The 16119-nt window shown below is 57.3% G+C and carries 13 protein-coding genes; 7 read left to right on the top strand and 6 right to left on the bottom strand.

Going from position 1 to position 16119, the window contains the following annotated elements; translation table 11 throughout:
- Positions 1–132 precede the first annotated feature (132 nt).
- Together GGE09_RS03580 and rsmI are read right to left on the bottom strand one after the other, a co-directional pair.
- Positions 133–501, bottom strand: coding sequence for a YraN family protein (locus GGE09_RS03580; RefSeq protein ID WP_309743942.1), 369 nt, complete (start codon positions 499–501; stop codon positions 133–135).
- A gap of 50 nt (positions 502–551) precedes the next feature.
- A complete protein-coding gene (rsmI, locus tag GGE09_RS03575; RefSeq protein WP_309743940.1) occupies positions 552–1412 on the bottom strand; it encodes a 16S rRNA (cytidine(1402)-2'-O)-methyltransferase in 861 nt (286 codons plus the stop codon).
- Between the two features lie 112 nt (positions 1413–1524).
- Here rsmI and GGE09_RS03570 point away from each other — a divergent pair, with 112 nt between their 5' ends.
- The 3 genes from GGE09_RS03570 to murJ are packed head-to-tail and all read left to right on the top strand — an operon-like array spanning position 1525 to position 7047.
- Entirely contained in the window at positions 1525–2697 is a 1173-nt protein-coding gene (locus tag GGE09_RS03570) for an ABC transporter substrate-binding protein (RefSeq protein WP_309743939.1), read from the top strand.
- Entirely contained in the window at positions 2678–5494 is a 2817-nt protein-coding gene (locus GGE09_RS03565) for a [protein-PII] uridylyltransferase (RefSeq protein WP_405048532.1), read from the top strand. The genes GGE09_RS03570 and GGE09_RS03565 overlap by 20 nt, the downstream gene beginning before the upstream one ends.
- Positions 5491–7047, top strand: coding sequence for a murein biosynthesis integral membrane protein MurJ (gene murJ / locus GGE09_RS03560; RefSeq protein WP_309743935.1), 1557 nt, complete (start codon positions 5491–5493; stop codon positions 7045–7047). The genes GGE09_RS03565 and murJ overlap by 4 nt, the downstream gene beginning before the upstream one ends.
- Before the next feature lie 63 nt (positions 7048–7110).
- Here murJ and GGE09_RS03555 read toward each other — a convergent pair whose 3' ends face one another.
- On the bottom strand, positions 7111–7812 hold the full coding sequence (locus GGE09_RS03555; RefSeq protein ID WP_309743933.1) for a rhomboid family intramembrane serine protease: 702 nt from the start codon (positions 7810–7812) through the stop codon (positions 7111–7113).
- 76 nt (positions 7813–7888) lie between these two features.
- Here GGE09_RS03555 and trpS point away from each other — a divergent pair, with 76 nt between their 5' ends.
- The 3 genes from trpS (at position 7889) to GGE09_RS03540 (ending at position 10868) form a co-directional block, all read left to right on the top strand.
- Entirely contained in the window at positions 7889–8914 is a 1026-nt protein-coding gene (gene trpS, locus GGE09_RS03550; RefSeq protein WP_309743931.1) for a tryptophan--tRNA ligase, read from the top strand.
- A 119-nt stretch (positions 8915–9033) separates the two neighbouring features.
- Positions 9034–10317, top strand: coding sequence for a DUF2157 domain-containing protein (locus GGE09_RS03545; protein ID WP_309743929.1), 1284 nt, complete (start codon positions 9034–9036; stop codon positions 10315–10317).
- A complete protein-coding gene (locus GGE09_RS03540; protein WP_309743927.1) occupies positions 10314–10868 on the top strand; it encodes a GDYXXLXY domain-containing protein in 555 nt (184 codons plus the stop codon). Before GGE09_RS03545 ends, GGE09_RS03540 begins: the two co-directional genes overlap by 4 nt.
- A gap of 87 nt (positions 10869–10955) precedes the next feature.
- Here GGE09_RS03540 and GGE09_RS03535 read toward each other — a convergent pair whose 3' ends face one another.
- Positions 10956–11309 (bottom strand): hypothetical protein, encoded by a 354-nt coding sequence (locus GGE09_RS03535; RefSeq protein ID WP_309743925.1) that lies wholly within the window; start codon positions 11307–11309, stop codon positions 10956–10958.
- A 208-nt stretch (positions 11310–11517) separates the two neighbouring features.
- On the opposite strand from GGE09_RS03535, the gene GGE09_RS03530 reads away from it, so the two are divergent.
- Positions 11518–13380, top strand: a complete 1863-nt coding sequence (locus GGE09_RS03530; RefSeq protein ID WP_309743923.1) for a DEAD/DEAH box helicase — start codon at positions 11518–11520, stop codon at positions 13378–13380.
- Positions 13381–13473: 93 nt separating this feature from the next.
- Here the strand turns inward: GGE09_RS03530 and cobM are convergent, their stop codons facing one another.
- Both cobM and cobJ read right to left on the bottom strand, forming a co-directional pair.
- Complete coding sequence (cobM, locus tag GGE09_RS03525) at positions 13474–14265, bottom strand: precorrin-4 C(11)-methyltransferase (RefSeq protein WP_309743921.1); 792 nt, start codon at positions 14263–14265, stop codon at positions 13474–13476.
- 21 nt (positions 14266–14286) lie between these two features.
- Positions 14287–16089 carry a precorrin-3B C(17)-methyltransferase gene (gene cobJ, locus GGE09_RS03520; RefSeq protein WP_309743919.1) on the bottom strand — a complete coding sequence of 601 codons (1803 nt, stop codon included), beginning with the start codon at positions 16087–16089 and terminating at the stop codon, positions 14287–14289.
- Positions 16090–16119 lie beyond the last annotated feature (30 nt).

The following is a 16119-nucleotide window of genomic DNA, read 5'->3' as shown; positions in this document are numbered from 1 at the left end:
TCTTTCTAGAGAGCAGCTTTGCTGCACAAATTGCGTTTATAAATACATGACGCAGAGCAGCGCGGGTTTCAATGACCCCGCATAAATCTATCTACAAAGAACTGTTAATTTGAGGTTCAGATTTGAAGGAAATCAAGCGGCAAGCAATGCACCCGGCAGAACCTTGATGCGCCCCGTGCCATCCACAAGCGCCGCATCGAACCGACAATCCACATCCAAGTGGCCAGCTTTTTCGGCAAGATACTGTAATGCACAATCATGAATACGCTGTTGCTGCCGAGGCGTTATCTGCTGAACCGCACTGTCGAACGTTTTACTGCTTTTCACTTCGATGAAATAAAGTTTCTGATCGTGCCGTGCAACAAGATCAATTTCACCGTCTTTGGATTTCCACCGGCGATCCACAATTTCAAACCCATTGCGTTCATAGGCCAAGGCAATCTGATGTTCAGCAGCTTGCCCTTTCAAATAAGACAGTTTCCCGTTTGTGGCGCGATCCATGCTAAACCCTTTTTTGATTGTCAGATTAGGTTTATCGACAAGGTGTTAAACTAGGGTAAATGGTCTTTCAGGGTCAGGGCACGATTGTAAACGTCTTTGCGAGGCAATCCGAACCGCAGAGCCACTTCACCTGCCGCATCCTTCACGCGTAAACGGCCGAGCGCCTCGCTTAGGGCTTCATCCACGTCTTCTTCTGAGATGGTTTTTGGTGGGGGCGGGCCTAAAACCACCACGACTTCGCCCTTAATTGAACTGCGGGCTGCAATATCTGCTGCGACTTGTGCTAATGATCCGCGAACGGTTTCTTCGAACTTCTTGGTCAGTTCCCGACAAAAAGAGGCAGGACGCTCGGCCCCAAACACGTCGCACATGTCTTTCAGGCTGGCGGCGGCGCGTTTGGGTGATTCGTAAAACACCAAGGTTGCTTCTATCTGGGCGAATTCTGCAAAAAACCGTTTTCGCGCAGCAGGCTTATTGGGGGCGAAGCCTGCAAAGAAAAACCTGTCTGTGGGTTGTCCTGCCACACATAAAGCGGCCAACAGCGCCGAGGCACCGGGCGCGGCAAAAACCGGCAAGTCTGCTGCAATCACAGCCCGAGACAAATCAAACCCCGGGTCTGCCACCATGGGCGTTCCGGCATCTGAAACATAAGCCACCGAGGCACCCTCTTTCAGGGCTGCCAGCAATTGCGGGCGGACTTGTGCACCATTGTGATCGTGATAGGCCAGCAGCCGTCGATCCCCGAGTTTAACCCCGTGAATATCCAGCAAGCGGCGGGTGTTGCGGGTGTCTTCGGCGGCCAGCACATCGGCGTGGGTTAGAATATCCAACGCCCGCAGTGTTATATCGCGCGCTGCCCCGATAGGCGTTGCCACCAAATGCAGGCCAGCAGCTATTTTTCCAGCGTGCATTTGCTTAATTCCATTTCTTTGTTCAACAGGCGTTGATTTCCAAGTGCCCAACACATAACTTTTTGCACATAATGGTCTGTTATGACCAGTCAAGTCACTAAGGGGGACTGTCGTGTTTCAACGGATCAGAAATTTCGGGATCAAAGCGGCGGGCGCTGTTGCGGTTGCCACGGTGCTTTTGGGCTGTACGGAAACAGGCGGCGGATCGCAAGGACCCCGTGTGAACACCAATAAACCTGTTGTTGTTGGCATTCTGGTGCCCTCTGGTTCAGGAGTTCAGCAGCAAGAGGCCTTGGCTGGCAGTCTGGTGGCTGCGGCCAAACTGGCTGTAGCTGAAATGAGCGATGTCCAGATTGATTTGCGGGTCTATTCCACCGCAGGTGATCCGAATCGCGCCGCCGCCGCCGCGCAACAAGCGGCGAAAGACGGGGCAAAAGTGCTGGTCGGGCCGCTGTTTGCACAAGCTGCCAATGCGGCAGGTGCGGCGGTTGCGTCCCAAGGGATCAATGTTCTGAGCTTTTCCAACAACCCTGACATTGCAGGGGGCAACGTCTTTATTCTGGGCGACACTTTCGCCAATACCGCTGACCGCGTTGTCGGTTATGCTGCACGCCAAGGGAGCCGTTCCATTGCCGCATTGGTCAAATCTGATGCCGCGGGCGAAGTCGCCGCCGCAGCCGTGAAAGCTGCCGCCCAGAACAACGGGGCCAGCTTTGCCGGTGTTGCAAGATACGAACTGACCACCGAAAGCGCGGTTGCCGCCGTAAGCGCCACCAAATCCCTGATCCAGCAAAGCGGCGCCACCGCGCTGGTGATGGACGCCGATGCGGCTGGGGCCTTGCCTGTTTTTGCGCAATTGCTGCCTGAAAACGGCATCAGCGCTGCCAACACACAGTTTATCGGCCTGACCCGCTGGGATAAAACAGCCGATAGCGTGCGGGCAAACCCCGGCATGCAGGGATCACTTTTTGCGCTGAACGACACCAGCGCGACCAGTGCCTTTAACCAGCGCTATGGCGCTGCCAACGGGGTTGGGCCACATTTGCTGGCAGGCAAAGCCTATGACGCAATGCGCGCGGTTGGCACATTGTTGCAGTCCGGTTCCAGCGATGCATTATCCCGCAATAAACTCACACGACCCGCTGGCTTTAGCGGTGCAAACGGTGTATTCCGCCTGCGACCTGACGGGACAAACCAGCGTGCGCTGGCCGTTGCAACCTTCCGCGAAGGGCAGGTTGTTGTCCTTGATCCAGCACCGAGGAGTTTTGGTGGCGCCGGCTCGTAAACTTAAAAGCAGACAAACCGGTTCGGGTGCTCCCGGCGCGCTGATCTGTGCGTCGGGAGCACTGTTTGACGCGCCACGTATCCGCGCCGAAATCGCAACCGAGATTGCATCTTGCACCGATAATTTCGCAAAACGGACCGTGATTGGAACCGTTCTGGATCGCGTGAACAAAGAGTCCCGCGAGAAAATCAAAACGGCCTATTTGAAGACCCCGTTCAAAACCAGCCGCACCATTCGGTCTTACACGTTTTTGACCGATCAACTGGTGAAAACGGCGATGGATATGGTGCAGACATACCTGCATCCTCTGCCCAACCCGACCAGCGCGGAAAAGATTTCAATCGTCGCCGTGGGCGGTTACGGCCGCGGGGAAATGGCGCCGTTTTCCGATGTGGATCTGTTGTTCCTGACGCCTTACAAACTGACCCCTTGGGCCGAAAGCGTCGTAGAAAGCACGCTTTATGTGTTGTGGGATTTGAAACTGAAAGTGGGCCACGCCACCCGCACGGTTGAGGAATGTATCCGGCTGGGGCGCGGTGATCTGACCATCCGCACAGCCCTGCTGGAAGCGCGGTTTCTGTCAGGTGACGCGGAACTGGCCGAGACACTGGACGCCCAACTGTGGAAGCAGTTGTTCAAATCCACCGGCCCTGAATTTGTCGCCCAAAAACTGGAAGAGCGTGAAGCCCGCCATAAGAAACAGGGGGCGACCCGTTTCCTGCTGGAACCCAATGTAAAAGAGGGCAAAGGCGGCCTGCGCGATCTGCAGACCCTGTATTGGATCACCAAATACCTCAGCGGGGCAAAACTGCCCTCTGAAATGATCTATCAGGGGTATTTTACCACAACCGAATACGCCAATTTCGATCAAGCCGAGAATTTCCTGTGGACCGTACGCTGCCACCTGCATCTGGTGGTGGGGCGCGCCGCCGAACAACTGACCTTTGACAACCAAGTGGCCATCGCCGCAGCGCTTGGCTACAAAGACACCAAAGGCCTGCGCGGGGTCGAGGCGTTTATGCAGGAATATTTCACCCACGCCACCCATGTGGGCGATCTGACCCGAATTTTTCTGACCGCACTTGAAGCCCAGCACGTCAAACAGCAGCCCTCTTTCGGGGCGCGGCTGCTCAAAGCGATGCCATGGCGCAGCGATTCCCTTGTCGCCCCGAAAGGGTATAAAATCGTTCACGGCAGACTGGCGATCGAAGACGAGGAAGACTTCCTTACCGATCCGATCAACTTTCTGCGCATCTTTGAACAGGGGCTGGATTCCGACATACTGATCCACCCCGATGCCATGCGTCTGATCGTGGCCAATCTGGAACTGATCACCAATAAACTGCGCACCAACCCCAAAGCCCAAGACCTGTTCCTGTCGCTGCTGCTGGACTACGGCAATCCTGAACGGGCGTTGCGACGGATGAACGAGCTGGGGGTTCTGGGCGCGTTTATCCCTGAATTCCAACGGATTGTCTGCCTGATGCAGTTCAATATGTATCACCATTACACGGTGGACGAACACACGATCCAATGTATTTCCCATCTGGCCAAAATCGAAAAAGGCGAACTTAAAGAAAGCCTGCCTGTGGCCTCGGGCATTCTGAAAGACGGTGTGGATCGCAAGGTGCTGTATGTGGCGATGCTGCTGCATGACATCGGTAAAGGCCTGCCCGAAGACCACTCTATCGCGGGGGCGCGGCTGGCCCGTGTCATCTGCCCGCAACTTGGCTTGTCAGAGGGGGAAACCGACACGGTTGTCTGGCTGGTGCGTCACCACTTGCTGCTGTCTGATGTGGCCCAGAAACGGGATCTGTCAGACCCGAAAACCGTGCGGGAATTTGCCAAGGTGGTGAAAACCACCTCCCGCCTGAATCTGTTAACCGTACTGACCGTCTGCGATATTCGCGGTGTCGGGCCGGGCACGTGGAACAACTGGAAAGCCCAGCTGATCCGCGATCTGTACCGCTTCACCAAATTGGCCCTGCAAGAGGGTTTCGACAAAGTTCTCGAATTACAATCCTCCAGCGAAGCACAGGATGCCCTGCGCGCCGCCCTACCTAAAATGAGTCGCAAGGCGCTGGAACTGGAAATAGAGCGGCATTATCCGTCATATTGGCAGGGTCTGGACACAGAAACCCATAAAATTTTCGCCAAGTTGATGCAAAAAGCCTCAACCTCGGAAATTCAAACCGACATCAAACCCGACAAAGACCATGACGCAACGCGGGCGTGTTTTGTGCTGCAGGACCACCCCGGTATTTTCTCGCGGTTGGCGGGGGCGCTGGCACTTGTGGGCGCCAATGTGGTGGATGCGCGGACCTATACCTCGTCTGATGGCTATGCCACGGCGGTGTTCTGGATTCAGGACGCCAATGGCAAACAATACGAAAAATCCCGCCTGACCCGCCTGCGTTCGATGATCACCAAAACCCTGAAAGGTGAGGTCAGCGCGCAGGACGGTCTGAAATCCCGCGACAAGATCAAAAAGCGCGAACGGGATTTTGTGGTGCCAACAGTGATCTCTTTCGACACCAAGGGTTCGGACATCTACACCATCATCGAGGTGGACACCCGCGATCGCCCGGGCTTGCTGTATGATCTGACCAGAACCCTGTCCAATAACAATATTTACATCGCCAGTGCCGTGATCGCCACATACGGCGAACAGGCGGTGGATGTGTTCTACGTGAAAGATATGTTCGGGTTGAAATTGCACGGCGAGGCCAAACGCAAAAAGATCGGCGACGCCCTGCGCGCCGCCATTGAAAAAAGCGCTGCCGGAGCCTTGCTTTGACAACCGCGACCAAGCCGCGGAACATCCGCCTGCTTGCCAGTTTCTTTACCGTCAGCAGTTGGACCCTTGCCAGCCGCATCATGGGTTTTGTACGCGACATCATGATCGCCGCCTTTTTTGGCGCAGGCCCCGTAGCCGAGGCATTTCAGGTTGCCTTTGCCCTGCCCAACATGTTCCGCCGCTTCTTTGCCGAAGGCGCGTTCAACATGGCCTTCGTGCCGATGTTTTCCAAAAAACTGGAATCAGGCGAGGACGCCCGACAGTTTGCCCAGAACGCCATGGCAGGACTGGCCAGCTTGTTGATCGCCCTGACCCTGATCGCGCAACTGTTCATGCCGTGGTTCGTTCTCGCCATGGCCAGCGGCTTTGCAGGCGACGAACGGTTTGATCTGTCTACCGATTTCGCCCGCATCTGCTTTCCCTACATCCTGTTCATCTCGCTGGCGGCGCTGCTTTCGGGCGTTTTGAATTCTATGGGTCGCTTTGCCGCCGCCGCTGCCGCCCCTGTGGTTCTGAACATCATCCTGATTGCCGCCATGGCCGTGACTTGGGCACTGGACGGGAACGTAGCCCTTGCGCTGGCTTGGGGGGTTCCTGCGGCAGGCATTGCCCAGTTGGCATTAGTCTGGATCGCCGCGTCGCGTGCGGGGATCCGCCTTTTACCCCAACTCCCCCGCTTCACCCCTGAAATGCGTCGCCTTGCGATGATTGCCGCCCCTGCGGCCCTTGCGGGGGGCGTGGTTCAGGTCAACTTGTTGGTGGGGCGTCAGGTGGCCAGCTATTTTGATGGCGCGATCCAGTGGCTGGCTGTGGCAGACCGCCTGTACCAACTGCCCCTCGGGGTTGTCGGCATTGCCATCGGCGTGGTGCTGCTGCCTGATCTGTCACGCAAGTTGCAGTCAGGCGATGAAGACGGTGGCCGCTATGCCTTTAACCGCGCCGCCGAATTTGCGCTGGCCCTGACCCTGCCTGCCGCCGTCGGCCTTCTGGTGGTTCCCCAAGCGGTTGTATCTGTGCTGTTTGAACGGGGGGCCTTTACCGCAGCGGATGCCCATAACACCGCCGCCGCCCTGTCAATTTACGCCATCGGCCTGCCCGCATTTGTGCTGCAAAAAGTGTTCCAACCGTTGTATTTCGCCCGCGAAGACACAAAGACCCCGTTCTATTTCGCCATCGTCTCTATGGTGCTAAACGCGGGGCTTGCCATCGGACTGGCCGCCCATTTCGGCTATCTGGCAGCGGCTATCGGCACCACATTGTCTTCTGTCGCGCTGGCTGTGCTGCTGTATTTCGGCACGCGGCGCATGGGATTAGCCGCATCCTTTGATGACCGCCTGAAACACGCTATTCCGCGCATGTTAATCGCCAGCGTCATCATGGGGGTCTGTACCTACGGCTTGGAACTGCTTTTGAAAGACTGGCTGTCCACCGCTGGCCTGCGCTACCCTGCTCTTGCCATTCTGGTTTGCGGCGGCACTGGCATTTACTTTGCCGCCTGCCTCAGCCTTGGTGCTTTTACCAAACAAGGCCTGCGCAACTTCGTGCGCAGATAAGGGAACCCATGGCTCTTTTTGGGTAAAATATCCAAATCCTGACCCAGCGAGAACCGCACCGCGTCAGGAATTTCCCCGCCGCAGCCGATCGCGCCAATACAACAGGCCCGCACCCTCAACCGGACGTAACACGGCGCAAATCACAAATCCTATGGCGAATCCCGCCACCCGTTCAAACCAGTCATGACCGCCAAACATCACCGAAAACACCGCCAGCAAAATCCCCAGCGCGGCAATCAGCCGAAACGCCCGCAAGCCGTTTTGCCCTGCTGCCCGTTGTTCGGTGAATAATATCCAGCTCAGCGCCCCGATCAGACCATAAGAGGCCGCCCCCGCACCCAACATAGCCATAGTCGGCCCCATCACAATCGCTTGCGCCAAAGCCGAAAGAATACCGCTGCCAAAAAAGATCGTCAGAAACACCAGCCAATGCACCCGTTCGCCAACGAATTTTCCCAAGGCCAGTATAAAAACCACGCTGAACAAGGCCGCGATGAAACTGGTGTGGATGAACATATAGGTCACAAACCGCACCAGCAAATCCGCCGGATATTGCCCCGTGTCCCACATCAAATAGACCGCCGCATTTGAAAACCCGAACTGATCCGCAATCATGATCCGCCATGCAGGCCCCGTGGCCCCGCCGATGATGCCAGCCTCACCCAATTGGAAGATCGCCTCAACCGCAACCACAAGCACTACCAGAAAAACCACAACCGGCGGCAAAGGGTTAATCGGGGCGGCATTCCCATCGGCGTCATACATCAAAAGGCTCCATCGCTTGACGATACCCGCCCATATAGCGATAACCCCCCCAGCAACACCAGACGGAGTTTTCGCAATGGGCGAGACAATACACACACCGCGCGTCTTTTCCGGCATTCAGCCATCAGGAAATCTGACGTTGGGAAACTATCTTGGCGCGCTGAAACGCTTTGTCGAGATGCAGGAATCCGGCATCGAAACCGTTTACTGCATGGTCGACATGCATGCCATTACCGTCTGGCAAGACCCGGCCGACCTGCGCCACAACACCCGCGAAGTGGCGGCAGCCTATATCGCTTGCGGTCTGGATCCGGCGAAATCCATTCTGTTCAACCAGTCCCAAGTGCCCGCCCACGCGCAATTGGCGTGGATCTTCAACTGCGTCGCGCGCATCGGCTGGATGAACCGCATGACCCAGTTCAAGGATAAGGCGGGCAAGAACGCTGAAAAATCCTCGCTGGGGTTGCTGGCCTATCCCGCATTGATGGCAGCGGATATCCTGATCTATCAGGCGACCCATGTGCCTGTGGGCGAAGACCAGAAACAGCATCTCGAACTGGCCCGCGACATCGCTGCCAAGTTCAACCACGATTACGACACGGATTTCTTCCCCGCGCCCGAACCCCTGATCGAAGGCGAGGCTACTCGTGTCATGTCCCTGCGCGATGGCACCAAGAAGATGTCGAAATCCGACCCGTCGGATCAAAGCCGTATCACCCTGCGCGATGATGCCGACACAATCGCCAAGAAAATCCGCAAGGCCAAAACCGATGCAGAGCCGCTGCCCGAAACCCTGAAGGAGCTGGAAGGCCGCCCCGAAGCGCGCAATCTGGTGAATATCTACGCCGCCCTGTCAGGCCGGACCGCCGATAGCGTCATTACCGAGTTTGCCGGCCAGCAGTTCGGCCAGTTCAAACCCGCGCTCGCCGACCTTGCCGTGGATCATCTGGCACCGATCACGCAGGAAATGAACCGGCTGATGGGCGATCCTGCCGAAATCGACCGGATTCTTGGCAACGGGGCCGACCGCGCCGCTGCAATTGCGGAACCGATCCTCGGCAAAACCTACGACATCGTCGGCATGGTCCGGTCGCGCCGCTAAAAAATGCCGCCCATTCTGAATGTCTGGCTGAATGTCGGACTGAGGTAGGGCGCATTTCATAAAGCCCTTTACATGAACGCCGTTCATGTTAATCTGTCGCGAAACAGAAAGGGCATTTTATGGTCATCTGGACTCGCAAAGCGGTACTCGCCGACGCCATCACTGATTGGCAGTCCCGTGGGTTGATCACAGCCAGCACAGCGGCAACACTCAGCGCCGATACACAGGCCAACGTCACCAGATTTGCCTTTCGCAACATCCTGATCCTGCTGGCCGTTATCTGCCTTGGTTTTGCCGCCATGACCTTTGTCGCCGCAAACTGGGAAGACATGACCCGTCTCACCCGTGTCGGGCTGATCTTTGCCGCCATGTGGGGATTTTGGTGCGGCTCAGTGCTGCTGAACCTGCGCAATCACCGCTGGTTCGCACAGGTTTTTACATTGGGCGCCTGCGCCATGTTCGGCGCGGGGATCATGCTGATCAGCCAGATTTACCACATCCAGGGCAGCCCCAAAGACGCCACATGGCTGTGGGCCATCGGCACGATGATCGCCGCCGCGCTGACCCGTTCAATACCCGCTTTATGCCTGACTATAGCCCTGTTGCTGGTTTGGTTGTTCTTATCCCCCAGCCTGTACAGCCGCACCCATTTCGTGCAACTGGATTTCCCCCTTTATATGATCGCCTGCGCGGGGCTGGCCTATTGGATGCGCAGCCGGTTCGCAGCACATCTGATTACCCTGACAACCTATATCTGGGCCGGTTGCACAGCCATCAGCTTCGCCAATGACCAATCTTTGACCCTGCTGGCCATAACTTTCGCCACAGCATTCATCGTTCTGTCTGCCGCGCTCTTTTCCGATCGCAAACTGGCCTTGCTAGGCGGCTTTGAACGCGCATTTATCCTATACACCACAGGCTATCTCGCGGTGATGATCTTCGCATGGCATGATTTGGTGCGCTATGAATGGCGCATGGCAGATTATCCAGTCATCGTTACAGCCTTCGTCGTTCCTGCCTTGATATCCGTTGCAATTTGCACAGCCCTGGCCGTCCTCGCCTCGCGCAAAACACACCCCAATACCTATGATCTGGTGGTTACCCCATTATTCGCAACCCTGACCTTTGGCACCAGCCTCTTGGCCTCCAATCTGCCCGTGGCAACCGAGTCTTTGATGCTGATCGGCTCGATCTGGCTGATCCGCATGGGCTGGCGGCTGGAAAACCGCCCCATTGCTGTCGGTGGCTTTGTAGCCTTTGGCAACGCTATGCTCGTGATCTACTTTGAAACGGTGGGCACGCTATTGGGCACAAGCATGTTCTATCTGGCGGCAGGGGTGCTGCTGTTAGCGGGCGTCTTCGTCGTCCCGCGTATGACCCGCATGAAAGGAGCCAGACAATGACCCCGCGTCTCCTGATCCTTGGCACAGTCTTGGCCGCGGTTTTTCAAACCGGTGTACTTGCTAAAATCATCACCGACCGCGCCACCGCCCTGAACGCAGGCCAAGAAGTTTTGGTGGAAACCGGTTTTATCGACCCCCGAGACCTGTTTCGGGGCCATTACACGCGGCTCAGACTGTTGATCAGCACCGTGCAACGGGCAGATGTTACCCTTGAAGGTACATTCGATTGGGGCGATCCGGTCTATATGGTGCTTGATACCTCTGGGCCGTTTGCCCAAGCCGTCAGCCTGCACAGCAGCTATCCCACCGCCGCCAATGGCCCCGTTTTAAAGGGTCGAACGCAGTTCACATCACACAGTAACAGCGATTCTCTGCGCATTACGTTCCCCTTTGACAGATTTTTTGCTGCCAAAGACCGCGCCCTTGAACTGGAAAACCTGCAAGCAGACCGAAAACTGGGCGTGATCTTATCCGTCGCAAATGACGGCAGCGCCATGATCAAAGGCCTGACAATCGACGGTGAAAAAATCTACGAAGAACCGCTGTATTAAACGCCCGCGCAAAACAACAAAAGGCGGCCCAAAACAGCCGCCCCCTTCTTCTTTCTAAAAATATCCCCCAGCGGAGCGGGCTAGATCCTATCCCAAAGGCCCCGAAAGATAGGCTACTGGCGCATCATCCACCTGTTCGAAATCCAGCACACGCCCATCCGTGACACGGGATAAACGTTTGTATTCATAGACCATTTCAGGCCCATCTTCGGAAGAACAAACGATCAGACATTCATGCAGCAACTTGGAACCGTCACAAAATTCGACCGTTCCCCGCAAATGGGGCGCATCGGCGGATAGGGCAAAGCCACCCTCCCAACTGCGCAGCACAGGAAACACATCGCCCCCCACAACAACGCGCAATCGCGCGGTGCGTTTCAAGTCCTGATTTCGGGCGCGGCGCAGCCCTTCCAGCACTTCGGGTGACATGTGAACGTCCATAAGAATCCTCCCAAGGTTACCCGTAGTGTGGCAAACTATTATGTATTTTCAATGAAATTTATGGAGACAATTCGTTTCCATGCACTATTTTGCAACCCTGCCTTGCTTAAAACGACCTTTACACACAGCCCTCAACCGCGTAGCTGCGGCCCAAACCTCCCTGCCGCGCGTGACCGCCTTCGGGGCTTACCCCGAAAAGAAATGACCTATGAAACAAGCCCTATCCGACGCGCTTTCAGAGCGTGGTTATGAAACCCTTACCCCAGTACAGACGGCTGTTACCGCCGCCGATCTTGGTGAATCCGACCTGTTGGTCTCGGCCCAAACCGGGTCGGGTAAAACCGTAGGCTTCGGCCTTGCGCTGGGATCGACCCTTCTCGGGGATGCCGAAACCTTTGGCCCGGCGGGCAAACCACTGGCGTTGGTGATCGCCCCGACCCGTGAACTGGCCATGCAGGTCATGCGCGAATTGACCTGGCTTTACGGTAAAGCCAATGCATCCGTTACGTCTTGCGTCGGCGGTATGGACATGCGCGACGAACGTCGGGCTTTGGGCAAGGGCGCGCATATTGTTGTGGCCACACCGGGCCGCTTGCGCGACCATATTATGCGCAGTTCCATTGATCTGTCCGGCATCCGCGCCGTGGTTCTGGACGAAGCCGATGAAATGCTGGACCTTGGCTTTCGCGAAGATCTGGAATTCATCCTCGAAGCATCACCCGAATCCCGCCGCACCCTGTTGTTTTCTGCAACTGTGCCGCGCAGCATCGGCAATCTGGCGAAGAAATATCAAAACGATGCGGTGCGCGTTTCTACCTTGGCCGAACGCGAACAGCATTCAGACATCGAATATCACCTGATGTCCGTTGCCAATCGCGACGAGGAAAAAGCCATCATCAACGCCCTGCGGTTTTACGAATCCCCGGGCGCTTTGGTGTTCTGCAACACTCGCGCCACGGTAAACCGCTTAACCACCCGCCTGTCCAACCGTGGATTTTCGGTTGTCTCCCTGTCGGGTGAGCTGTCGCAAAACGAACGCACCCACGCGCTGCAAGCCATGCGCGACGGGCGTGCGCGCGTCTGTGTGGCCACCGATGTGGCCGCGCGGGGCATCGACTTGCCCAATCTCGATCTGGTGATCCACGCGGACCTGCCCTCCAACAGCGAAACCCTGCTGCACCGTTCAGGCCGCACAGGCCGTGCGGGGCGCAAAGGGGTTTCGATCCTGATCGCCAACCCCAAAGCCGTGCGCAAAGCCGAGCGTCTGCTGGGCACTGCCAAACTGACCGCTGAAAAAGGCCCTGCCCCATCAGCCGATGCAGTGAACGCGCAGGACGAAGCCCGCATGTTGGCGGATGACGCTTGGCATACGCCTGTTGGCGAGAAAGAAACCGACGGTGTGGCAAAGCTGCTGGATCTGCACAGCCCCGAACAAATCGCCGCTGCCTATTTGCGCTTGTACCGTTCACGCCAGACAGCCCCCGAAGAACTGGGCGAGGCGCAGCCTTTTGATCCGCGTGATGCCAAAGCCGCCTTTGGTCCAAGCGTGTGGTTTTCCATTGCCGGTGGCCAGAATGCCGGTGCCGAAGTGCGCCGCCTGTTGCCACGCTTGTGTAAAGCGGGTGGCATCACCAAAGACGATGTGGGCGCGATCCGCGTGCAACATGATGTCAGCCTTGTGGAAATCCGCGCAGGCAGTGTTGAAAGCTTTCTTGCCAAACTCGGCCCGCGTTCGGAACTGGACAAAGACTCGCCGATCACACGGATTGACGCGCCCAGCGCCGCGCAACGGGGGCCGAAACCGAAATTTCAGCCAAAAACGTCCAGCAAACCTGTGGATTGGAACGATGATCCGACCCCACGCCGTAAAAAGCCGAAACCTGCCCCGACCAAAGACAAGGGCAAACCCAAGTTCAGCAAACGCTCCCGCCCCGAGGATAACCGCCCCGAAGGTGTAGTCACCGCGCTGAAACCCAGAGGCGGCAAAAACCTTGCCCCTGCTGTGGGGAAAGCCAACAGCAAGAAAAACAAAGCCCGCCGCGCCAAGGGCCACCCCACGACCAATAAATAAGGCCCATCACGGCCTCTTAGCTTGAAAATTCATAAAAAAGGCCGGTGTTTGATGAAAACACCGGCCTTTTTTTATTCCTAATGCGCTAGGCAATCAGGTGTTGTTCGGCTCTACCAGATCAACGCCAGTGACAGGGCGCAGTACATGGGGCTTGGCGGGGTCATACAAAGCGCTATCCACAAAATCATGGCTTTCGGCCAGCGCTGGCCCGACCATAATCAGGGCGGTGCGGGTGATCTTGGCCTTGCGCACTTTCATGCGGATATCTGACAGGGTGCCGCGAATGATTTCCTGATCGGGCCAGCCCACGCGGTAGCCCACAACCACAGGGCAATCCGCGCCGTAATGGGGCACCAGTTGGCGTTCGATCTCTCGCATGTTACGCACGGCCAGATGGATCGCCAATGTGGCACCTGTGCGGCCAAAGTTTTCCAGCGTTTCCCCTGCGGGCATGGAAGTGGATTGCATGGACATCCGTGTCAGCACGATAGATTGCGCGATTTCAGGAATGGTTAATTCCTGCCCGATGGTCGCGGCCATCGCCGCATAGGCGGGGACACCGGGAATGATTTCAAAAGGAATATCATCAGCGCGCAGGCGGCGGATTTGTTCGGCAATGGCACCGTAAAGCGACGGGTCGCCGGAATGCACCCGCGCCACATCTTCGCCGCGCCCGTGGGCCTCTTTGATTTCGCGGTGGGTGTCATCCAGCGTCATCGCTGCCGTATCCATCACCCTGGCCCCGTCTGGCGCACAGGCCACAACCGCTTCGGGAACCAGTGACCCTGCGAACAGACACACAGGGCAGGCCTCGATCCGTGCTTTGGCTTTAACCGTGATCAAATCCGGATCGCCCGGCCCTGCACCAATGAAATAGACTGTCATATCGTTTCCTATCTGCGCCGCTTAAGACGCCAAATCCCCGTCAATCTTGCGGGCATAGCCGCGCGGCGTGTACATGCGCGGGCCTTCGCCCAGTTGTGCCAGTTTGGAATGGCTGGACCCCACCAGCACCACCGTCAGCATGTCCACTTCATCCACTTCCAGTTCGGACAGCTTGCGATAGCGCACATGTTCTTCGGGCCGCCCAAGGGACGACGCCAGCATCACGGGCGTATCGGCAGGGCGATGTTGCAGCAGAATATCCCGCGCCTCGGCCAGCAGGGTGCGGCGGCGCAACGATACGGGATTGTAAAAGGCGATGACGAAATCGCCTTCTGCTGCCGCTTTCAGCCGTTTGACAATATCCGCGCGGGGGGTCAGCAGATCAGACAAGGAAATGGCGCAAAAATCATGCCCCAGCGGGGCACCCGCACGGGCCGCAGCGCCTTGCAAGGCACTGACACCGGGGGTCGAGACAACCTCGACGCGGTGGGCGGCATCAGACACACCCATTTCATTTGGACCGCGATCCAGCAGCTCGAACACCAGCGCCCCCATGGCGTAGATCCCTGCGTCACCGGAACAGATCAGCGCAACATTCTTGCCCTTACCCGCCTGCTCCAGCGCATAGCGGCAACGGTCTTCCTCGCCCCCTAGCGGGAAATCCGAGCGTTCCTTGCCATGGGCCAATGCGCCAAGCAGGTCGATATACAGTCCATATCCCACCAGTTCTTCGGCCTCTGCCACCAAGGCGCTGGCTTCTGGCGTGCGCCAGCTGTGTTGCCCGGGGCCAATGCCGATGATTGATAGCTTGCCCCTCGAACGGCCTGCAAATTCGGTGATCGGTTGATCGCAGCGCACTACGGCACATGTGGCATTCGCGGTTTTTTGCTTTTCGACGGTCAACGTGCCAGCCGCGCGCCCCAGCGCCAATGCCGCGCCTTCGGATACGCCGTGGCAGCCAACTTCGGCGAAAACCACGTCACTTGGGGTGGCCAGACGGGGTGTTTCAGACTCTAACTCAGCCGCTGTAAACACACGGAACGGAACGCCCAGTCGGGCGGCAGTTTCGATCATCGCAGGCTCGTCGCCCTTCAGATCAAGCGAACCGACACAGGCGATCGCCCCTGCCGCGATGCCGTTTTCTGCCAGCGTTTCTTGCACCAAGGTCCACATTTCATCTACATCACAGCCCCGCGCGCAGCCAAGCCCCAGTGCAAAGCGTTGCGGGTGATAGACCAGCCGCGTTTCACTGCCCTCAACAGGCCCGTCACTGGTGGTCAGGGTCACAGCGCCGTTTTCAACCGTGTCGATGTCCCAAGTATTTTCCCCCTCAACTGTGACGCCGCCCCCTGACAACATCAAAGCCATCGCAGCCTTGGCGTCTTGTGGGTTGGCCAGACGCCAGCCAAGCGGTGGTTCATCCAGCGCAACGCCCATAGCCACGTCGCCCGCCGTGGTCACAGCCGCATGGGCCGACAGACCTTCGGCAATCTTGCGCGCCAGCCGGTTTGCACCGCGATGCCCACCCAGCAGCGGGATCACGGTTGAACCGTCATCGGGCACGGCCAGTAAAGGCGGTTCGGATTTTTTATCGTTCACCAAAGGCGCGACCGCCCGAACCAGAATGCCCGCCGCACAAACACCCACAACAGGGGTGCCGCTGGCGAACAGAACCCGCACGTGATCCAGCGCATTGGCGAAAAACGCATCGGCGCGGTCTACGCGGCCTTCGCGGCCATGCACCACAGCCCCCAGAACCTTTGCCACACGGTGGGCAGTTTCTTCGCCCGAGCGGGACAAACATACGACTACTGGATCAACCATCCATCAAACCTTTTCTTGGGCGGACCGCAG

This window comes from Roseobacter sp. N2S (assembly GCF_031454055.1).
Lineage (GTDB): Bacteria > Pseudomonadota > Alphaproteobacteria > Rhodobacterales > Rhodobacteraceae > Amylibacter.
Note: the sequence above shows the minus strand (reverse complement) of the source record. Positions and strands in the feature narration are given on the sequence as shown.